Raw genomic sequence first — 21,431 nt, 5'->3', positions numbered from 1 at the left:
TCTAAAATGATGGGGGCTAATTTGTTTTCTAGTTAGTCACTTATTCAAAGAAAATTTGTTTAGTTACCTTACAAATTTTCTTTGAATAGTTCTGGTAAAAAATTACTGAACTCACTCATTTCTTCTACATTGTGTTTATATAAACCACTTAGATTAATAAATGGTGGTAACCCTTTCGGGAAAATGAATGTAGAAGTCATTACTGTACCGTTCTCGAATTTTTCATATTGATGTATTACTTGTGAAATTACATCGTCATGATCATCTAAACATGAACCCATTAAAACATGACTGTAATGTGTATTTATAGGACAATCTTTAGGGTCTTCCCATCTAATTCTTAGCGGGAATTCTAGTCCATCCCCAGCAGATTCAATTGAAGCTGATATGGCTCCTACATGCCCATGCACTTTAGGATCAACTAACCATTTAAAATCAACATGTTCTTCTGGGTGCCATAGTTTATATCGTTCAGAGTTATCGATATTATCCCACCACCAGTCAATCATTTCTGGTGTTACGTTATTCAATTCATGTTCAACTACTATTGATACTTGGTTTTTCATTTTTGTACCTCCTATTTTTTAACCAACATAGTGTTGGTTATTTATATTTGTTATTATAGTTTGTATATTTCATGTGTTCAATAAACAGAAATAGTCGATCTGTTGTATTTTGAACACTTTATAAAAATATGTCTAAAAAAATTAGAAGGGAAAAATTAGAAAAAGCATACATTAATTTACGTATAGCTCGTACTGAAGAAGCAATACGTAATGCACGAACTAAATTAATATATGAAAAAGGATGGATTGCATACGGTAAGGATATTACAACTAAAGCCAATAGTAATCGAGGGATATTTGCTCGGAAGTCAAAATATTTTTCGAATTAAGATATGGATGAAATGGTAACGGATTGTTGAAATATGTAAAAAGTACTAAGTGAATTGCAGCGGATGCTTTAGGTGTTTTGATATGTGTCTAGATTTCGTAAGTGTTGCAATATATTGTACACGGAGTTTTTTTAGGAGTACTAAAACATAAAATTTTCTTACAAATCTGATTAAAGAGTTTTTCGTTTGCTCATACTATGTAATAAGAAAGCGAAGGAGAGGGTGAACAACATGAGAAGAAGTCGCCGTAAATCGTTTGAAGAACTTGTAAATGAAAATAAACAACAATTATTAAGCGATCGTGATGCAATTGATCGCATTGAAGAGCGCATCGAAAAACGTTATGAAATGAAACTTTTTAAGCAAGCTGAATAATTCTTAACACTAGTACGATACTAGTGTTAAGGAGGCGATAGTAATGGGTAATCCGAAAAAAAATTCAAAAGACTTTGCACCAAATCATATTGGAACACAATCGAAAAAAGCTGGTGGAAATAAAGGGAAACAAATGCAAGATCAAACAGGTAAACAACCGATTGTTGATAACGGTTAAAAAGGAGAATGTTATCATTCTTCTTTTTTGTGAGGAAATGAAAGATGAGTTTTTAGCAGTAATATGAAAAAAAGGGCTGACTTTTGTCAGCCCTTTTTCGTAATCGTAAAATTTTCAACGAGTAAACGCCAATTTTGCGGGAATGGTAAACCGATTTTCCAGTAACTAATACCACCTATACCTTGTTCTTTCATTAAATTGAATTTACTTTGAACAGACCGTGAATCTTCAAACCAAACTTCGTGTTGTACACCGTTTTCATCAAAATAATTAAAATGAGGAGCTTGGGCTGTGAAATCATAACGAATAGGAACATTATATTTACGAGCTAGTGCAACAGCTGCGACGGAGCTAATTGCTTTTGCAGGTGGATTTCCTTGTTTAAATGGAAGCTTCCAATCAAACCCGTATAAATTTTGCCCCATCATAATTTTTTGTGGAGGCATTTGAGATTTTGCATATTGAAGTACTTCTTTCACTGGACCGATAGGAGAAATCGCCATCGGTGGCCCGCCCTGCCATCCCCAGTCATAGGTCATAATGACGACGAAATCAACAATTTGCCCTTGCGCTTTATAATCATGAGCTTCGAAAAATTTGCCCTTTTGATTGGAACTTGTTTTCGGTACGAGAGTTGTGCTCAATGTGTACCCACTAGGTAAGCGTGTTTTTACATTTCGTAAAAAGCGATTATACGCCTCGCGGTCTTCAGGTGCTACACTTTCGAAATCGAAATGAATGTCTCGCATGCCATATTTTTCAGCTGTTTGCAAAATGTTAGTAATAAATTTGTTTTGAATCGTTGCGTCGCGTAAAATAACCGATGTTAGATCGGCACTGAAATTACCATTTTCAATATTTGTAATAACGAGCATAGGGATTGTTTTACCTTGCGTTGCAATATTAGCGATTTTAGCTGTTTCAGTAGGTTCTTTTAATGTGCCATCTCTTTTTGCCTCAAAACTAAAATAAGCTAAGTATGTTAAAAATGGATTAATGGCACGTGTAGCATTAACTAAACTCTCTTTAATAGGTATAGTTGAAGGTTGTAAATAAGCGATGGATTCTACAGCTCGTTTTGTGCCTTTTGGTACGTATAATTGTTGTCCGACATGGAGAATAGATTTTAAAGATAAATTATTAACTTTAGCTAAACTAGCGAGGGGGACATTATATGTTTGAGAAATTCGATATAGGCTGTCACCGGGCTGTACATAATAATTATTCCCTTTCGTATTAACGATAAGTGCCTGACCAACAACGAGTGTTTCAGCTGGATTTAATCCATTGTCTTTTACTATTTCGTCAGGTGTTGATCCATATTTTGATGCCAAGCTATATACGCTATCACCACTACGAACAGTTACAATTTGAATCATATGCTGGCTCCTTTCGGGAAAAGATTCACTATTTTTATTTTATTTTTGATGTCACTGTATTATGATTAAATGTATGCAAGGTAGCAGAAGTGAAAGAAGGCGAATATACATATGTTTGTAGCAGAACATGAAGTTGAAATCCGTTATGCGGAAACAGATCAAATGGGTGTTGTTTACCATTCAAACTACTTAGTGTGGCTTGAGTTAGGTCGCACGAAACTTATACAAGATTTAGGTTTTTCATATGTTGAAATGGAGAAAGAAGGAATTATTTCTCCTGTGTTAGATTTACAAATTTCATACCGTAAAGCGATGCGTTACGGAGAAAAAGCAATCGTAAAAACATGGGTAGATACTGTGAGCCCACTTCGCGTTGTATATGGATATGAAATATATAATGGTGATGGTGAACTTTGTATTACTGCAAGTACGACGAATATTTGTGCGAAAAAAGAAGGGTTCCGCCCTGTATCATTTAAAAAGTTATATCCTGAGTGGTATGCGAAATATGAGGAAATTAAGAAAAAATAAAAAAGCGTGGCAGAAGCCACGTTTTTTTATTTTTCATAATTAAATTGTGGGAAGTCGTCACCTTCGTTAAGTGTAACAGATAAATTATGTCCATCGAAGAACCATTCATCATCGCCTTCAATAAAGAAGTTAATACCTTCTTCTTGAATTTGAACAGCAGGATGTGCAGGATCATCTTTACGAATACCTAAAGAAAGTCCTTTTTGCACAGTACTGCAACCACCGTATTGTACGAAAAAGCGTAGTGTTTCATTTGATTGTAAGTTTAATTCATTTTTATACCATTGTGCTGCTTCTTTTGTTACGGAAAGATTCATGTATAGTTCCTCCAAATTATGTTGCTTTTCTTTAGTATAAAAAATAACGCAAAAAGACGCTATTAATATGCTTCACGTTTTCTTTTTGCGTTATGTGGGTTACGATCTTATTTTTGCTTTTTTGAAAAGTTTGCTTTTGGTTCAGTTTTATTTATAATTCGTCCGATATTTGCACGGTGTTTATAAATAACCATACCTGCTAATAAACACATCGCAATAATGAAGATTTTATCCCCGCTAACAATGGATGCAATAACAGCAACAACTGCTGTTACCATAGAAGAAAGTGATACGTATCTTGTTGTAAATAAAAGGGTGAAAAATACAACAGCCAATATTGCAAAAACAACTGGTGAATAGCATAATAGCACCCCAGCAGAAGTTGCAACTGCTTTACCACCACGGAATTTCGCGAAGATCGGGTAGACATGTCCAAGAACAGCCGCTAACCCGAACCATAGTGGGTGAATATCTAATCCGAAAATCATTGGTAGACTTGTTGCTAATGTCCCTTTTAAAATGTCAGCAATTGTAACGGTAAAACCTGCTTTTTTCCCTAATGTACGGAATGTGTTTGTTCCGCCTAGATTACCGCTCCCGTGCTCACGAATATCGATTCCGTAGCCAATTTTTCCAACAACTAGTGCAAATGGAATCGAGCCAAGCAAGTAGGCAACGATAAATAAAAGATATGTAGTAACCATAAGTTCAGTCTCCTTTATTCAAATGTGTTGATAAAGGGTAAAAAGAGTTTTTCCCGTATATTGTACCATACATTTGTAAAGAGCACATTTCTTTTTTGTAAATGAAAAATTCATTATTTCGTGAAAAAAATTTCACAGTAATGTTACATTTCTCACAGAAACAGCAAGACTATATGTAGTAACATTTTAATCAAAAGACAACAACATATTGGTGGAGGGTTATAAATGTTACAAAATAATACACGTGGAGAAGAATTAATGAAAGTGTTCGAGACGATAGTCCACGGCAATGAACAAGATTTAATGCAAGAAAATGCAAATGTAGACGGCCGCTCTCCAATGGGTGTAATGGGAACGTTCGCATCTGAGAGTGCAAAATATTATGCTGTTGAGAGTTTATTGTCAGATCAAGTGAAAAAAGCGATAAATGAAAATATATTATATCCACATGATTTAGATTTTTATGCGACAGGAACGACGACTTGTTCGCAAATTCCGTTAGCGCAAATGCTTGCTAACGGTTTTCATACTGGACATGGACATATGAGACAACCACAAGACATTAAAAGTGCATTGGCTCTTTCGTCTATTATTTTTCAAGCGAATCAAAATATGCAGCATGGCGGTCAATCGTTTGCACTCTTTGATATTGATTTAGCACCTTATGTACGAAAAACAATTGAGAGACATAAAAAACGATTACAATCATATCCGCTTACGAAAGAACAAATAGAAGAATTTGCATGGAAAGAAACGGAAAATGATACGTATCAAGCGTGTGAGGCTTTCGTTCATAATTCGAATAGTATGCATAGTAGGGGCGGAGGACAAGTACCGTTTATTTCTATTAATTACGGAACAGATACATCAAAAGAAGGAAGAATGTTAATTAAACAACTATTAAAAGCAACACAAGCTGGACTTGGTAAAGGAGAGACACCAATTTTTCCGATTCAAATTTTCAAGATGAAAAAAGGTGTGAATTTTGAAGAAAGTGATCCGAATTACGATTTATTTGAATTAGCATTAGAGACAACTGCAGAGCGATTATTCCCTAACTTTTCATTTTTAGATGCTCCGTTTAATGCAGTGCATTATGATGGAAGACCAGAAAGTGAAGTATGTTACATGGGATGTCGTACCCGTGTTATGTCTAATATACATGGAGAAGAAACAGCGATTGGTAGAGGGAATTTATCATTTACGTCTATCAATTTAGTGAAATTAGCGTTAATTAGTGGTTCAAAAGAAGCATTTTTTGAAGCGCTAAACTACTATTTAGATTTAGGAATTAAGCAGCTATTAGAAAGATTTGCGTATCAATGTACGAAGCGAGCAAGAGATTTTCAGTTTTTATATTCACAAGGTGTATGGCGTGGTGGAGAAACATTGCATCCTGAAGACTCCGTAGCCTCGATTTTAAAACAAGGGACGTTAAGTATTGGTTTTATCGGTCTTGCGGAATGTTTAGTAGCTTTAACAGGAAAGCATCATGGGGAAGATGAAGAATCATGGAAACTTGGGTATGAAATTATTTCCTTTATGAGAGATAGAATGGATAAAGCGACAGAAGAACATCAACTGAATTTCTCAGTAATTGCAACTCCAGCAGAAGGATTATCAGGGAAGTTTGTGAAAAAAGATAGAGAAGAATTTGGCGTGATTAGCGGTATAACGAACCATAATTACTATACGAATTCATTCCATATTCCAGTTTATTATAACATTCAAGCGATAAATAAAATCCGTTTAGAAGGTCCGTTCCATGCTCTATGTAACGGGGGACACATTACGTATATTGAACTAGACGGAGCAGCAATGCATAACAAAAAGGCATTAAAACAAATTGTACAAGCCATGGCAGAACATGGCGTTGGATACGGTTCAATTAATCATCCTGTTGACCGTTGTAAGTGCTGTAGTTATCACGGGGTTATTGGGAATGAATGTCCAAGTTGCGGGAATGAAGATGAGGCTAATATAGAAAGAATTCGCCGTATAACAGGCTATCTTGTAGGAGATATGTCAAAGTGGAATAGTGCGAAACGTAGTGAAGAGATAGATCGGGTGAAACATAAATGAAAGTGATGAATATTATTCATGATAGTGTAGTAGATGGAGAAGGATTGCGGACAGTCGTGTTTTTTGCGGGCTGTCCGCATCGTTGCGTTGGTTGCCACAATCCGAAATCGTGGAATATTTGCAACGGAATGGAAATGACAGTAGAAGAAATTGTGAAAGAGATTGCAAGTAATCCATTAACTGATGTAACATTTTCAGGTGGAGATCCATTTTTTCAAGCTGCTGAAGTGAAAAAGGTAGCAAAAATCGTGAAAGATTTGAAAAAAAACCTATGGATGTATACAGGTTATACGTTAGAAGAGATACAGAGTTCTCAAAATAATGATATGATAGAGTTGTTACATTATGGGGATGTTTTAGTCGATGGAAGGTTTGAAATTGAGGAAAAAGATTTAACACTTCCATTTCGCGGAAGCTCCAATCAACGTATTATTCGATTGAAAGAGTAAAAAGGCGGGATAGATTATATGAACAAAACAGTATTGCTTGTTGAAGATGAAAGAAGATTACGTGAAATTGTTAGTGATTATTTTCGTAATGAAGGCTTTGAAGTAATCGAAGCAGAAGATGGAAAAAAAGCGTTAGAGTTATTTGCAGAGCATGAAATTGATTTAATTATGTTAGATATTATGTTACCGGAAATAGATGGATGGTCTGTTTGTAGAAGAATTAGAAAAGAATCAGCAGTACCAATTATTATGTTGACAGCACGTTCGGATGAGGATGATACATTGCTAGGTTTCGAATTAGGTGCAGACGAGTATGTAACGAAACCATTTAGCCCGAAAGTATTAGTAGCTCGTGCAAAGACGTTATTGAAACGTGCGGATGGTGCGGTAGGAGTAGCGGAAGAAAATGCTATGTCTTTAGCTGGAATAGAAGTGAATCGTCTATCTAGAACTGTTTTAGTAGATGGAGAAGAAATTATATTGACACATAAAGAATTTGAACTTCTTGTGTATTTAATGGAGAACAAAGGAATTGTGTTATCACGTCAACATTTATTAGACCAGTTATGGGGATATGACTATTACGGTGATGACCGAACGGTTGATACCCATATTAAAAAACTTCGAAATAAGCTAGGAGATAAAGCGAAGCATATCGGTACTGTTATTCGAGTTGGTTATAAATTTGAAGAATAATCTAGAACGATTTGTGTAATTTAGCCTAGGAAAATGGCGATTTTATACTCTCTTTTGAAGGTAGAATGTACAAAAAATACTTTTCTTGTCTACAATGTTAGATAAGTGTATTTTTTTAATTGGATTTCACGATGAGTTCACAAGAAGGACACAAAACGTGACTATACTGAAAATACGAATTCACCAGAGAGGGGAAATAAAACATGGGATATTACGACGGACCAAATTTAAATGAAGAGCATAGTGAAACGAGAGAAGTGAGAAAATCAGGTAGTAAAAAAGGCTATTTCTTCACAGGTTTAGTGGGAGCTGTAGTCGGAGCGGTTTCGATTAGTTTTGCAGCACCATATATGCCATGGGCTCAAAATAATGGAGCACCAGTATCATCATTTAGTTCGGATTCAAAAGTAGAAGGTACTGTAGTTCCTGTTGTAAATAAAGCGAAAAATGAAACTGATTTACCTGGTATGATTGAAGGAGCGAAAGACGTTGTTGTAGGTGTTATTAATATGCAGCAAAGTGTTGATCCATTTGCAATGCAACCGACAGGTCAAGAACAACAAGCTGGTTCAGGATCAGGTGTTATTTATAAAAAAGCAGGAAATAAAGCATATATTGTAACAAACAACCACGTAGTAGATGGTGCAAATAAACTTGCTGTAAAACTAAGTGATGGTAAAAAGGTAGATGCAAAGTTAGTAGGGAAAGATCCTTGGTTAGATTTAGCTGTTGTTGAAATTGACGGCTCTAATGTGAATAAAGTTGCAACTTTAGGTGACTCAAGTAAAATCCGTGCGGGTGAAAAAGCAATTGCAATCGGTAACCCACTAGGATTTGATGGAAGTGTAACGGAAGGCATTATTAGTAGTAAAGAACGTGAAATTCCAGTTGATATTGATGGCGATAAACGACCAGATTGGCAAGCACAAGTTATTCAAACAGATGCAGCGATTAACCCTGGTAATAGTGGTGGTGCATTATTTAACCAAAATGGTGAAATAATTGGGATTAATTCAAGTAAAATTGCACAGCAAGAAGTTGAAGGAATTGGATTTGCTATTCCAATTAATATCGCAAAGCCAGTTATTGAATCACTTGAAAAAGACGGAGTAGTAAAACGTCCAGCTCTTGGAGTAGGTGTCGTTTCGTTAGAAGATGTGCAAGCTTATGCAGTCAATCAATTGAAAGTACCGAAAGAAGTAACGAATGGTGTTGTATTAGGTAAAATTTACCCAATATCACCGGCAGAAAAAGCTGGTTTAGAGCAATATGATATTGTAGTAGCATTAGATGATCAAAAAGTAGAAAACTCACTTCAATTCCGTAAATATTTATATGAAAAGAAAAAAGTAGGCGAGAAAGTAGAAGTTACATTCTACCGTAACGGTCAAAAAATGACGAAATCGGCTACTTTAGCAGATAATTCAGCTACAAAGAATCAATAATCGAAATAAAAGAAAGTCTCTTTCATATTGAAAGAGACTTTCTTTATCGGCTATACTAAAGGAATAGGAGGGATTAATTATGACAATTGAAAACCCAACTCGTACGGAAATTGGTGAAGTGTTAAAGAAAAGCAAAACAATTGCGGTTGTTGGATTATCAGATAAACCAGAACGTACATCGTATATGGTTTCAAAAGCAATGCAAGATGCTGGATACCGTATTATTCCAGTTAATCCAACAGTAGATGAGGTGCTTGGAGAAAAGGCAGTTTCTTCACTAAAGGATATTAAGGAACACGTTGACATAGTAAATGTATTTCGTCGCTCAGAGTTTTTAATGGATGTTGCAAAAGAATTTGTAGAGATTGATGCAGATGTTTTTTGGGCACAATTAGGAGTACAAGATGAAGATACATATAAACTTTTAAAAGAAAAAGACTATACTGTAATAATGGATCGTTGTATTAAAGTAGAACATGCGATGACAAAATAGTATAGATTTAAAAGTAGAAAGATTGATTCAGCCCTCATTATAGATAAGTAGGGCCGATGAACGAGGTGTTCATCATGAGATTTTTTAAAGGCTGTTTTTGGGGATTGTTATTTGTAATCCCATTTTGGATCTTGATCATTTGGATCATAATAAAGGTTTGGAATGTGTAATCTTGGAATACATATCCATTTCTCGTTGACAAACGATTATTTTTCTGAAATAGTAGCCTAGAGGAATCCTTGTGAGAAAACAAGGATTTTTCTATTGAAGATGGTATATAAAAGAGATAAGATAACTTGCCAAAACTATAGTCGAGGCGTTATTCTATAATAGAAACATATGTTCTGATTTTGGATTAGGAAAGGGGCAAGGAGTTTGGCGAAGCATCAGTTCCAATATAATGAAGATGCGATTCAAGTGTTAGAAGGACTTGAAGCCGTTCGAAAACGCCCGGGTATGTATATCGGGAGTACGGATAGCCGTGGATTGCATCATTTAGTATATGAAATAGTAGATAACTCCGTTGACGAAGCGTTAGCGGGATTTGGCGACGAAATTTCAGTCGTAATACATAAAGATAATAGTATTAGCGTTATAGATAAAGGGCGAGGAATGCCTACGGGAATGCATAAACTTGGGAAACCTACACCTGAAGTTATTTTAACTGTACTTCATGCAGGTGGTAAGTTTGGTCAAGGTGGCTATAAAACGAGTGGTGGTTTACACGGTGTTGGGGCATCAGTTGTAAACGCTTTGTCAGAATGGTTAGTAGTAACAATTAAACGTGATGGTAACATTTATGAACAACGCTTTGAAAATGGTGGCGTTCCTGCAACGACGTTAGAGAAAATCGGGAAAACAAAAGAGTCTGGTACGACAATGCACTTCAAACCAGATACAACGATTTTCAGCACGACAAATTACAATTATGAAACATTATGTGAGAGATTACGTGAATCTGCATTCTTATTAAAAGGAATGAAAATCTCGATAAAAGACGAACGTAATGATTTAGAAGATATATTTCATTATGAAACAGGAATCGAAGCTTTCGTTTCATATTTAAACGAAGAAAAAGATTCAATTCACCCGGTTGTATATTTCACTGGTGAACAAAACGGGATTGAAGCAGAACTAGCATTCCAGTTTAATGATGGTTACTCAGAAAATATTCTTTCGTTTGTAAATAACGTACGTACAAAAGATGGTGGAACACACGAAGCTGGATTTAAAACAGCAATGACGCGTGTGTTCAATGAGTATGCTCGTAAAGTTTCATTATTAAAAGAAAAAGATAAAAATTTAGAAGGTACAGATATTCGTGAAGGTGTAGCGGCTATCGTTTCTGTACGTGTACCAGAAGAAGTACTTCAGTTTGAAGGACAAACGAAAGGGAAACTTGGTACAAGTGAAGCTCGTTCTTCTATTGATGCCATTGTATCAGAGCATTTAGCTTACTTTTTAGAGGAAAACCCGGATGTAGCTACACTTCTTGTGAGAAAGGCAGTTAAAGCAGCGCAAGCACGTGAGGCTGCTCGTAAAGCGAGAGAAGAAGCACGTAGTGGTAAGAAGAAGAAAAAATCAGAAGGTACGTTAAGCGGGAAGTTAACACCTGCACAATCACGTAATCCTCAGAAAAACGAATTGTATTTAGTAGAGGGTGACTCTGCTGGTGGTTCAGCGAAACAAGGACGAGACCGTCGTTTCCAGGCCGTATTACCATTACGTGGTAAAGTAATTAATACAGAGAAAGCAAAGCTTGCTGATATCTTTAAAAATGAAGAGATTAATACAATCATTTATGCGATTGGCGGCGGTGTAGGAAATGAATTTGATGTTGAAGATATTAACTACGATAAAGTTGTAATTATGACCGATGCCGATACGGATGGAGCTCATATTCAAGTATTGTTATTAACGTTCTTCTACAGATATATGAAGCCACTTATCGAAGCGGGTAAAGTGTTTATCGCACTCCCTCCTTTATACAAAGTAAGTAAAGGAAAAGGTAAGAGTGAAGTAATTGAATACGCTTGGTCAGATGAGGAATTAGACGGTGTAACGAAAAAAGTTGGAAAAGGCTATATGTTACAACGTTATAAAGGGCTTGGTGAAATGAATGCGGATCAATTATGGGAAACAACAATGAATCCTGAAACGCGTACATTAATTCGCGTGAAAATTGATGATGCAGCAAGAGCAGAGCGCCGCGTTACAACGTTAATGGGCGATAAAGTAGAACCGCGCCGTAAATGGATTGAACGTAATGTACAGTTTGGTATGCAAGAAGAAGGAAATATTTTAGAAAATGAAATGATTATGGAGACGGAGGTGGAATAACATGCAAGCAGAGAAGTTTCATGACCTCCCGCTTGAAGACGTGTTAGGTGATCGCTTTGCACGTTATAGTAAATATATTATTCAAGATCGTGCACTTCCAGATGCACGTGATGGCTTAAAGCCAGTACAAAGACGTATTTTATATTCTATGTATGTAGAAGGTAATGTACATGATAAAGCGTTTCGTAAATCAGCTAAAACAGTAGGTAATGTTATCGGTAATTATCATCCACATGGAGATTCCTCTGTATATGAAGCAATGGTACGCTTAAGCCAAACTTGGAAAGTACGTAATGTTTTAGTTGAAATGCATGGTAATAACGGTAGTGTTGATGGGGACCCAGCGGCAGCAATGCGTTATACGGAAGCTCGTTTATCACCAATCGCATCTGAATTATTACGTGATCTTGATAAAGAAACAGTTGAATTCGTGTCAAACTTTGATGATACGAGTGAAGAACCAGTTGTATTACCAGCAGCGTTCCCAAATTTATTAGTGAACGGATCTACAGGGATTTCCGCTGGTTATGCAACAGAAATTCCTCCGCATCATCTTGGAGAAGTTATTGATGCTACAATGATGCGTATTGATAAGCCAAATAGTACTGTTGATGATTTATTAACAGTTATGAAAGGACCAGATTTCCCAACAGGCGGTATTATTCAAGGGATTGATGGTATTAAAAAGGCGTATGAAACAGGTAAAGGTAAAATTATTATTCGCGGAAAAGCAGAAGTTGAAACAGTGCGCGGTGGGAAACAACAAATTGTAATCACTGAAATTCCTTACGAAGTGAATAAGGCAAACCTTGTAAAGAAAATGGATGAATTACGTCTAGATAAAAAGTTAGATGGTATTGCTGAAGTGCGTGATGAGACAGATCGTACTGGTTTACGAATTGTTGTTGAATTAAAGAAAGAAGCAAACGCCGAAGGTATTTTAAATTATTTATATAAAAATACAGATTTACAAATTCCATATAACTTTAATATGGTAGCGATTAATAATCGTCGTCCAACACTTATGACATTACCAAAAATTTTGGATGCTTATATTGGACATCAAAAAGAGGTTATTACGAGACGTTCGCAATATGAATTAAGAAAAGCAGAAAATCGTCAACATATTGTAGAAGGTTTAAAGAAAGCATTATCGATTTTAGATCAAGTAATCGAGACAATTCGAGCTTCAAAAGATAAACGTAATGCAAAAGATAATTTAAGTGCAAAATTTGGCTTTACAGAAGCACAGGCAGAAGCAATTGTTTCCTTGCAATTATATCGCTTAACGAATACAGACATTACGGCGTTACAAGAAGAAGCAGATGAGCTTAATAAGAAAATTCTAGAGCTACAGTCAATTTTACAAAGTGAAAAAAGATTACTTCAAGTCATTAAAACTGATTTGAAGAGAGTTAAGAAAACATATAGTGATGATCGCCGTGCTATTATTGAAGAACAAATTGAAGAAATTAAAATAGACGTAGAAGTGATGATTCCACAAGAAGATGTCATCGTTACTGTAACGAAAGAAGGATATGTGAAACGTACTGGATGGCGCTCACATAATGCATCAAACGGCAAAGACTTCGGTATGAAAGAGGGTGACATCTTACTTGAACGATTCGATACGAATACGACTGAAACAGTTCTTTTATTCACAAGTAAAGGGAACTATATATATCTTCCAGTATACGAAATGCCAGATATTCGTTGGAAAGATTTAGGTCAGCACGTTGCAAATATCGTTTCACTCGACCGAGATGAAACAATCATTTGGGCAACGGTTGTACCGAACTTTGAGGAAGAAAAACGATTTATCGTATTTGTAACACGAAATGGTATGATAAAGAAAACAGAATTAAATCAATATAAAGTTCAGCGTTATTCAAGGGCATTCGTTGCTGTAAACTTGAAAAAAGATGATGAAGTTGTCGATATATTTGCGACAGATGGAACGAGTGATATCGTTCTTGCTACACATGGTGCATATGCACTTATTTTCCATGAAGATGAAGTAAGTCCAGTCGGTGTAAGAGCTGCTGGTGTGAAAGCAATTAATTTAAAAGAAGATGACTATGTCGCTTCTGGTAAACCGTTAAATGGTGATAAAGATCAACTTATTCTCGTAACGCAGCGTGGTGCTGTAAAACGTCTAAAAGCATCAGAAATTGAAAAATCAACGAGGGCGAAGCGAGGTCTTGTTATTTTCAAAGAGTTAAAACGTAATCCGTACCGCATTGTCGGTATTGAAATTGTTCGGGACGATGAATTAGTTTACATGAAGACAGAGAAAAACATTGTAGAAGAGATTGATCCGAAAGCGTATCGAAATAAAGACCGGTATAGTAATGGTAGCCTAGTGCTAGATGTAAATGATACTGGTGAAGTAGTAGAAACGTGGACGAAAAAACGACCGGAGTAAAAAAAGCATCTTGCTATGAATAATAGCAAGATGCTTTTTTCTAGGCAATTTATTATGTAAATAATAATAATCTTGTTATAATAACTGAATGAAATCGTTCTCATAAAGTGAAACTTTAATCAATGGGGATTTTCTTCATCCTCACTGATTATTAGTTGAACTAATCGGGCTTTAACAAGCAGTTGATTCCTCACCTAATTCCTTAGCTTTCACTGAATTTGGGGTTAGGAATCTTACTGCCCGTTAAAGCGGCACAAATGGAGGGGCAACATGAAAAAAATAGGTGTAGGGATTGTAGGATTTGGTTTTTCTAGTACGACATTTCATATCCCACTATTACAAACAATAGAAGAATATGATATTCGAGCTGTATTATCCTCAAAAGAAGAGGTAGTAAAAGAAACATTACCAAACGCTAATGTTGTTAGTACAATTGATGAATTGGTGAAGCGAGCTGATGTTGACTTAGTTGTTATTACATCACCTAATACAACTCATTTTCCATATGTAAAAGAAGCAATTTTAAACGGTAAGCATGTTGTTGTAGAAAAACCATTTGTTGTTTCAATTGAAGAAGGGGAAGAGCTTATTACATTAGCAGAGCAGCATAATGTAATGTTAAGCGTATATCATAATCGTCGTTTTGATAATGATTTCTTAACAATTAAGAAATTGTTAGGAGAAAACAGAGTAGGGAATGTATACGCATATGAATCAAATTTTGATCGTTTCCGTCCACATGTACGTGATCGATGGAGAGAAAAAAATATACCAGGTTCCGGTATATTATACGATTTAGGATCGCATTTAATTGACCAAGCGTTATCAATATTCGGGAAACCAGATGCGATAAGTGCAGATGTAATAAAACAACGACCAGGTGCAGAGGTGGATGATTATTTCCACATAGTACTGCATTACGGAGTTAAACGTGTCATTTTACGTAGCAGCAGTTATGTGAAAAAAGCTGGACCGCATTTTATAGTGCATGGAGAGAAAGGTTCTATCGTGAAGTACGGTATGGATTCGCAGGAAGAGCAATTAAAAAGTGGAATGAAGCCAGGCAATAACGGTTATGGGGTAGACGATGAAGAGAATTTTGCTACTTTAGAAACAGAAGAAAGCTTAGAGCGTATTCCAACAGAAGTCGGTTGTTATGACAATTATTATAAAGGTGTACGAGATAGTATATTAAATGGTGAGGAACTACCTGTAACAGCAAAAGAAGGTTTAGATGTTATTAAACTGATTCAATTAGCGATTGAAAGCAGTGAAAAGGGTAGAGTCATTTCTATAAAATAAAAAGACACGAATTTCGTGTCTTTTTTATTAGGAATATGTGAATATGATTAATTAATTAGTTTAGTCGTTTATCATACATTAATTGGATTTGTATGCCATAAGGATCTTCAATAATACCATATGCTTCACTAAATATATTTTTTTCTAGCTGAGAGATTATTTTCACATGCTTATCGGAAATTAAATTATTATAAAACCTTTGTATTTCTTCTAAATTAGCGCTTTGAATGCAAAGTGACATGTTATTTCCAACGTTATAACGTTCATTAGTATTCATTGTATCTTCTGCTATCATTAGCTTTGTATTCCCAATTTGTAAAACAGAGTGAGCAATATGATCTTTATTTTCACTTGTAATTTTAAAAGAACTATCTCTTTTCGCCAGTTCTTCATACGTAACAATCATTAACTTTTTGGCTTCTAAATTACGTATATAAAAATTAATCGCCTCCTTTGCTTGCCCATTCATTGAAAGAAAAATAGCTATTTCTAATGTCATAAATATATAACTCCTTTATTAGTTGATAATTATAATATAGATTAAAAAGGTTTCAATACATGACACCTTTTTGGGAGGGAAATATGAAAAAAACGGAACGAATAAATGATATGCTTATTTTCTTAAAGAATAAAAGATATTTTAATTTAAAAGATTTAATGGCTAGATATGATATTTCTAAAAGTACCGCGTTGCGAGATATTCAATCATTGGAAGAAATAGGTGTACCCATATATTCTGAACTAGGTAGAAATGGAAGTTATAAAATTATAGAAAATAGTGTGTTATCGCCAATTTATTTTAGTGTGGATGAAATGTATGCGCTATACTTTTCAATTCTTACGCTAAATGGATACAAGACAAAACCATTTAATGTAGAAAGTATTGCACTTGAAAATAAATTTAAACATGTATTACCTGATAATGTGAGTAAAAATATTTCAATCATGGAACGAACGCTTTCCTTTGAAGTAACAAATCATAGTAATTTTAGTCCATTCTTAAAAGAAATTTTACAGGGAATTTTTGCTGAGCGAGTTTATCATTTAACATATTTAAAAAAAGGTGAGGAGCAAGCATTGGTTGCCCAATTTATTCGATTAGAATCTAAATTTGGCCAGTGGTATGCTAAAATCTTTAATTTTGAGACAAATAATGTTCAAATAATTAGATGTGATAAAATTCTTTCTATTGTGGAAACGAGCAATATTAATCCAAAAAATCTTGAAGAATTATTAAGTTATCTTACTACTTTTCACAGAAAGCCTGATGCAATTGATTTTAGCATCATTGTTAATCAAAAAGGAAAGGATATTTTTGATAAAGAGAATTATCCTTCCATGAGGATGCAAAAGGAAAATGAAAATTACATTATAACAGGCTATTTTAACGAGCAAGAATTTGATTTTATTTCAAATTACTTTCTGAATTTCGGTGAAACGATTATCTCAATTCAGCCTGTTATGCTAAAAGAGTTAATCTATAATAAGGTGTTATCTATAAAGCAGCATTTAACTTCTTTAAGATAAAGTTAGTTTTAGCTATTTATTTGATATGAGAAAGCCCTTGAGATTTAAATATCCAAAGGGCTTTTTGGTGATTGTATTTGTTTTTTAGAAACAATTATTTTTCTGGGACGGACAGTCCATAAAAGAACATCGTGACGATATCTTGTATATGTTTTTCGCGATCTCCTTCAAGAAGTTGTGCCCCAAAATCATCACCTAATTTAGTAAACATTTGAATGTAAAGTAACATCATTTCTTTAGTAAGGTGTGGATTAATTTCGTTTTTACGCTGAGCTTGTTCTAATATTTCTAAATACCAGGGCAGGATTTTTTCATTTTGATAACTATAAATAAACTTACGGAGTTCTTCGTCCCTTTGCATCATTTGTAGTAACATATCAGGTTGAAATAACCCGCCAGTATTCATTTTTCTTACAATCATTTTTTGCATCATATCATGAAAAGGTAATTTTTCTTCTGCAAGCTCTTTATAATATTGAAATTCAGATATGATAAATTCTTGTATAAGCTCCCTAAATAACGCATCTTTACTTCCGAAATGATTATAAATTGTAACTTGAGAAACGTTTGCTTCTTTTGCGATATGTTCTATTTTCACTTCATTAAATCCACGTTCTGAAAATAATACGAATGCTGCTTCTTTAATGGCACGCTTTTTCTTTTCTTTTACTCTTTCAAAGCCGTTCAATGCAATCACCTCACTTAAAATATACAAGAAAAAATAATGGAAAACAATAATTTTGAAATATGGACTAATAAATATTTCAAAAAGTTGTTGCGAATATGGAAGATGAGGAGTACAATGATTTTGAAATATCACATATTCAATATTTCAAAAAATGAGGTGGAATTATGATTTCAGTTCAAGATGTCACAAAACAGTTTTCGAATGGAAAAGGTTTGTTTCATATTACATTTGATGTAAAAGAGGGAGAAGTATTTGGTTATTTAGGACCGAATGGTGCCGGAAAATCAACGACGATTCGTAATTTAATGGGATTTATAAAACCGACAGCTGGTAAAGCGACAATTTTTGGATTAGATTGTTGGAATGAAGCAGCGCAAATTCAAAGGGAAGTTGGTTATCTACCGGGTGAAATTTCTTTTATTGAAGGAATGAACGGATTAGAGTTTTTAAAATTAATGCAGGGAATGCGTGGATTAAAGGATACGAAAAGACGAGATGAACTGATAGAGCGTCTGCAATTTGATGTGAAAACACCGATTCGCAAAATGTCTAAAGGAATGAAGCAAAAAGTAGGGATAGTCGCTGCATTTATGCACGATCCAGAGGTGTTAATTTTAGATGAACCAACATCTGGACTTGATCCACTTATGCAACAAGTGTTTATAGATTTAATATTAGAGGAAAAGCAAAGAGGAAAAACAATCCTAATGTCATCACATATTTTTACTGAAATTGAGAGAACTTGTGACAGAGTAGCTATTATTAAAGATGGTCGACTCGTAACGGTTGAAAATATTCACGATTTACAAAGTATGAGAAGACAGGTGATAGATGTAACAGTATCATCACAAGAAGAGATTGAGTCCCTTATAAAGTGTAATTTGCAATTTGAAGCGGTAAAAGGTAGAGAGGCATCTATCATTGTACAAGGAAACTATCAAGCTGTTTTACAAACACTTTCAAACTATAATGTAACGGCACTTCAAACGAGAGCGATGGATTTAGAACATTTATTTATGCATTATTACGATAAGAAAGAAGGGGTAACGCATGAATAAGCAATTGTTTTTAGCTAGTTTGAAAGAAACACAAAAAAGTATTTTGAGTTATGCGTGTGGTGCGGCTTTATATTTGTGGTTATTAATTTGGATATTCCCGTCAATGGTATCAGCGAAAGGGCTAAATGAATTAATAGCTGCCATGCCTGATAGTGTGAAAAAAATCGTTGGTATGGAAAGTCCGATTCAAAACGTAATGGATTTTCTAGCGGGCGAATACTATAGTCTATTGTTTATTATCATTTTAACAATTTTTTGCGTAACAGTTGCGACACATTTAATTGCTCGTCATGTAGATAAAGGAGCAATGGCATACTTGCTAGCAACACCTGTATCTAGAGTGCAAATTGCTATTACACAAGCTGCTGTTCTAATATTGGGACTTCTGATTATTGTATCTGTTACGTATGTAGCTGGGTTAGTAGGTGCAGAATGGTTTTTACAAGATAATAACTTAAATAAAGAATTATTTTTGAAGATAAATGTAGTCGGAGGGCTCATATTTTTAGTCGTTAGTGCGTATTCATTTTTCTTTTCTTGTATATGTAATGACGAAAGAAAAGCACTAAGTTATTCAGCGAGTTTAACTATCTTATTTTTCGTATTGGATATGGTAGGGAAGTTAAGTGATAAGTTAGAGTGGATGAGAAATATATCATTATTTACGCTATTTCGTCCGAAAGAAATTGCTGAAGGAACGTATAATATATGGCCTGTAAGTATAGGGTTAACTGCCGGAGCACTTTGTATTTTCATAGTAGCAATTGTAGTGTTTAAGAAGAGGGATTTACCGTTATAAAGTAGAAAGTCCACTAGAAAGTGGGCTTTTTTTATTTGTAAATTAAAACTAGTATGTTTATCGCATAACACTTATAAAGGATATTTATCTTTTTAATTAAGGAAATATTCAAAAAAATGAACCTTTTTCTAGGTTCATACGTCTAATACATGTAAAGTTAAATTGGAAGTGATGAAGTGAGGATGAAACAGGAGGAGCAATTGTGAAAGTAATCCCTTTATATAAAATGATTATAAAAGAAGAAACGGATGTTTCTTTAGCGAAAAAAGGTAATCATGAAGCCTTTATAGCGCTTATGCATACAGAAAAAGTGAAGATGTATCGAATAGCAAAGGCGATGTTACGTGATGAGACAAATATAGAGGATGCGATACAGACAACAATTTTAAAGGCCTATGAAAATATAAAAAAATTAAAAAAAGAAGAATTTTTTCAAACTTGGTTAATTCGAATACTAATAAATGAGTGTAACAATATTATTAGAGCGTATAAAAATGTAATTGTGACAGAAGAGAATGATTACAATATGAGTGCGTGTGATCAGTATGAAGATATAGATTTGTGTAATGCGATTCAATCGTTACATGAAGAATTAAGAGCTGTTACGGTGCTTTATTATTATGAAGATATGAATCAAGAGAGTATAGCAAAGCTGTTAGAAATACCGAAAGGAACAGTGAAATCAAGATTATCACGTGCGAGGGAACAACTACAAAAACGATTAAAGATGGAATAGGGGGTGTAAAGGATGGATAATGAAAAATTATTTGATGAGAAATTAAAAAAGAGAATAAAAGATGAAAATGTTATAGTACCTCCAGAGTTAAATGAAAAGATTAACGGCACGCTACATAATCTTAAGGTAAAAAAGAAGAGTTACAAAATTCATATGATGATAATTAGTGCAGCGGTTTGTATACTTTCAGTGGTATCTATGTCTGAGTTTTCTATACAAAGTTTTGCGCAAAATGGTGGAGTATTTGAATATGTAAAGAAAAAAGCGTTTTCTGATTATGAAAATGAAGAAGAAATAAAATCGAATGTACATTATCCAGATAAAGAAAAGATTCATCAAAAAATGCTAGATTCTATTGATTATTTTAAAAATATTTCAGGACAATTTGAGGAATATTCTAGCTCATCAAGAATTGCTACAACATATAAGTATGCGATTGATACGGAGAAACAAAGAGGTATCTCTTCGAAAGAAGATAAACTAGCCAAAAAACGAACAATTATATATAACGAGGGGAAGAAAAAAGAGTTTAATGATGAGAAGTATACCTATAAAGAGACAAAATGGAACCCGAAAGAAAGAAACAATGAACTATTAAAATTAAATCCTACGGAAAGGTTAGTGAGAAAATCAGATGAGAAAAAGAGATATGATGATGAATATGTAGGGCTAGCTAAATATAGTATTCAATCAGAATTCGCAGATTTATTAATTCGATATAAAGATTGGAATTATAAAGAAACGAAATATCTTGGATTAGATTGTTACAAAATTGAAGGAGTCATCAACATAGAGATGCCTGTTAGCACCTCTGAAGATTTAAGAGGGAAATTCGAAATGGTTGTGGAGAAAAATACAGGGATTATGTTGAAATTTCTTAGTTTTCAAGAAGGCTTGATTCAATATTCAGTTACGACTGAATGGATACAAATAGATAAGGGATTGAAAGAAAGTATGTTTCAAAAGGATAGCGCTAAATATGAAAGAATGAAAAACATATTGGATGAATAGA

23 protein-coding genes are annotated in these 21,431 nt (G+C 34.4%); 17 read left to right on the top strand and 6 right to left on the bottom strand.

Annotation, left to right across the window (positions count from 1 at the left end):
* Positions 1–68 precede the first annotated feature (68 nt).
* Complete coding sequence (locus ACUXVC_RS18185) at positions 69–566, bottom strand: DAPG hydrolase family protein (protein ID WP_000795982.1); 498 nt, start codon at positions 564–566, stop codon at positions 69–71.
* Between the two features lie 128 nt (positions 567–694).
* Between ACUXVC_RS18185 and ACUXVC_RS18180 the strand changes: the two genes are divergently transcribed.
* The 3 genes from ACUXVC_RS18180 (at position 695) to sspN (ending at position 1,448) form a co-directional block, all read left to right on the top strand.
* Positions 695–895, top strand: coding sequence for a hypothetical protein (locus tag ACUXVC_RS18180; protein WP_089171589.1), 201 nt, complete (start codon positions 695–697; stop codon positions 893–895).
* 231 nt (positions 896–1,126) lie between these two features.
* Entirely contained in the window at positions 1,127–1,270 is a 144-nt protein-coding gene (locus ACUXVC_RS18175) for an FbpB family small basic protein (protein WP_001254699.1), read from the top strand.
* A 43-nt stretch (positions 1,271–1,313) separates the two neighbouring features.
* Entirely contained in the window at positions 1,314–1,448 is a 135-nt protein-coding gene (sspN, locus tag ACUXVC_RS18170) for an acid-soluble spore protein SspN (protein WP_000527987.1), read from the top strand.
* 86 nt (positions 1,449–1,534) lie between these two features.
* Here sspN and ACUXVC_RS18165 read toward each other — a convergent pair whose 3' ends face one another.
* The gene (locus tag ACUXVC_RS18165) at positions 1,535–2,827 is read right to left on the bottom strand and encodes a glycosyl hydrolase family 18 protein (protein WP_000614855.1); all 1,293 of its coding nucleotides are present in this window, start codon (positions 2,825–2,827) and stop codon (positions 1,535–1,537) included.
* Positions 2,828–2,938: 111 nt separating this feature from the next.
* On the opposite strand from ACUXVC_RS18165, the gene ACUXVC_RS18160 reads away from it, so the two are divergent.
* Positions 2,939–3,358 (top strand): acyl-CoA thioesterase, encoded by a 420-nt coding sequence (locus ACUXVC_RS18160; RefSeq protein WP_000495812.1) that lies wholly within the window; start codon positions 2,939–2,941, stop codon positions 3,356–3,358.
* Positions 3,359–3,384: 26 nt separating this feature from the next.
* On the opposite strand, the gene ACUXVC_RS18155 is transcribed toward ACUXVC_RS18160, so the two are convergent.
* Both ACUXVC_RS18155 and plsY read right to left on the bottom strand, forming a co-directional pair.
* A complete protein-coding gene (locus ACUXVC_RS18155) occupies positions 3,385–3,675 on the bottom strand; it encodes a HesB/YadR/YfhF family protein (RefSeq protein ID WP_001054453.1) in 291 nt (96 codons plus the stop codon).
* Between the two features lie 107 nt (positions 3,676–3,782).
* Positions 3,783–4,379 carry a glycerol-3-phosphate 1-O-acyltransferase PlsY gene (gene plsY / locus ACUXVC_RS18150; protein ID WP_000258974.1) on the bottom strand — a complete coding sequence of 199 codons (597 nt, stop codon included), beginning with the start codon at positions 4,377–4,379 and terminating at the stop codon, positions 3,783–3,785.
* A gap of 225 nt (positions 4,380–4,604) precedes the next feature.
* Here plsY and ACUXVC_RS18145 point away from each other — a divergent pair, with 225 nt between their 5' ends.
* The 8 genes from ACUXVC_RS18145 (at position 4,605) to ACUXVC_RS18110 (ending at position 15,611) form a co-directional block, all read left to right on the top strand.
* On the top strand, positions 4,605–6,461 hold the full coding sequence (locus ACUXVC_RS18145; protein ID WP_098127241.1) for an anaerobic ribonucleoside triphosphate reductase: 1,857 nt from the start codon (positions 4,605–4,607) through the stop codon (positions 6,459–6,461).
* Entirely contained in the window at positions 6,458–6,910 is a 453-nt protein-coding gene (gene nrdG / locus ACUXVC_RS18140; RefSeq protein WP_098127240.1) for an anaerobic ribonucleoside-triphosphate reductase activating protein, read from the top strand. Before ACUXVC_RS18145 ends, nrdG begins: the two co-directional genes overlap by 4 nt.
* An 18-nt stretch (positions 6,911–6,928) precedes the next feature.
* Positions 6,929–7,606, top strand: coding sequence for a response regulator transcription factor (locus ACUXVC_RS18135; protein WP_001044679.1), 678 nt, complete (start codon positions 6,929–6,931; stop codon positions 7,604–7,606).
* Between the two features lie 203 nt (positions 7,607–7,809).
* Entirely contained in the window at positions 7,810–9,051 is a 1,242-nt protein-coding gene (locus ACUXVC_RS18130; protein WP_000542643.1) for a S1C family serine protease, read from the top strand.
* 79 nt (positions 9,052–9,130) lie between these two features.
* Positions 9,131–9,544 carry a CoA-binding protein gene (locus ACUXVC_RS18125; RefSeq protein ID WP_000151390.1) on the top strand — a complete coding sequence of 138 codons (414 nt, stop codon included), beginning with the start codon at positions 9,131–9,133 and terminating at the stop codon, positions 9,542–9,544.
* 375 nt (positions 9,545–9,919) lie between these two features.
* Positions 9,920–11,884, top strand: a complete 1,965-nt coding sequence (gene parE, locus ACUXVC_RS18120) for a DNA topoisomerase IV subunit B (protein WP_001062197.1) — start codon at positions 9,920–9,922, stop codon at positions 11,882–11,884.
* Between the two features lies 1 nt (position 11,885).
* Positions 11,886–14,309 (top strand): DNA topoisomerase IV subunit A, encoded by a 2,424-nt coding sequence (gene parC / locus ACUXVC_RS18115; protein ID WP_001147467.1) that lies wholly within the window; start codon positions 11,886–11,888, stop codon positions 14,307–14,309.
* Between the two features lie 270 nt (positions 14,310–14,579).
* On the top strand, positions 14,580–15,611 hold the full coding sequence (locus ACUXVC_RS18110) for an oxidoreductase (protein WP_446025810.1): 1,032 nt from the start codon (positions 14,580–14,582) through the stop codon (positions 15,609–15,611).
* Between the two features lie 55 nt (positions 15,612–15,666).
* On the opposite strand, the gene ACUXVC_RS18105 is transcribed toward ACUXVC_RS18110, so the two are convergent.
* Entirely contained in the window at positions 15,667–16,110 is a 444-nt protein-coding gene (locus ACUXVC_RS18105) for a VOC family protein (protein WP_000171338.1), read from the bottom strand.
* Positions 16,111–16,169: 59 nt separating this feature from the next.
* On the opposite strand from ACUXVC_RS18105, the gene ACUXVC_RS18100 reads away from it, so the two are divergent.
* On the top strand, positions 16,170–17,138 hold the full coding sequence (locus ACUXVC_RS18100; protein ID WP_446025809.1) for a helix-turn-helix transcriptional regulator: 969 nt from the start codon (positions 16,170–16,172) through the stop codon (positions 17,136–17,138).
* Positions 17,139–17,232: 94 nt separating this feature from the next.
* On the opposite strand, the gene ACUXVC_RS18095 is transcribed toward ACUXVC_RS18100, so the two are convergent.
* Positions 17,233–17,835, bottom strand: a complete 603-nt coding sequence (locus ACUXVC_RS18095; protein WP_003291871.1) for a TetR/AcrR family transcriptional regulator — start codon at positions 17,833–17,835, stop codon at positions 17,233–17,235.
* A 155-nt stretch (positions 17,836–17,990) separates the two neighbouring features.
* Between ACUXVC_RS18095 and ACUXVC_RS18090 the strand changes: the two genes are divergently transcribed.
* From ACUXVC_RS18090 to ACUXVC_RS18075, 4 genes are all read left to right on the top strand, one after another.
* On the top strand, positions 17,991–18,884 hold the full coding sequence (locus ACUXVC_RS18090; protein WP_446025808.1) for an ABC transporter ATP-binding protein: 894 nt from the start codon (positions 17,991–17,993) through the stop codon (positions 18,882–18,884).
* Entirely contained in the window at positions 18,877–19,683 is an 807-nt protein-coding gene (locus tag ACUXVC_RS18085) for an ABC transporter permease subunit (RefSeq protein ID WP_090977396.1), read from the top strand. Before ACUXVC_RS18090 ends, ACUXVC_RS18085 begins: the two co-directional genes overlap by 8 nt.
* A 202-nt stretch (positions 19,684–19,885) precedes the next feature.
* Positions 19,886–20,419, top strand: coding sequence for an RNA polymerase sigma factor (locus ACUXVC_RS18080; protein WP_023522718.1), 534 nt, complete (start codon positions 19,886–19,888; stop codon positions 20,417–20,419).
* A gap of 12 nt (positions 20,420–20,431) precedes the next feature.
* A complete protein-coding gene (locus ACUXVC_RS18075; RefSeq protein WP_446025807.1) occupies positions 20,432–21,430 on the top strand; it encodes an anti-sigma factor in 999 nt (332 codons plus the stop codon).
* The last annotated feature ends 1 nt before the right edge of the window (position 21,431 follow it).

The sequence above is a fragment of the Bacillus sp. N6 genome, assembly GCF_052805735.1.
The sequence above is the reverse complement of the archived record's forward strand: the minus strand, read 5'-3'. Positions and strand labels throughout refer to the sequence as shown.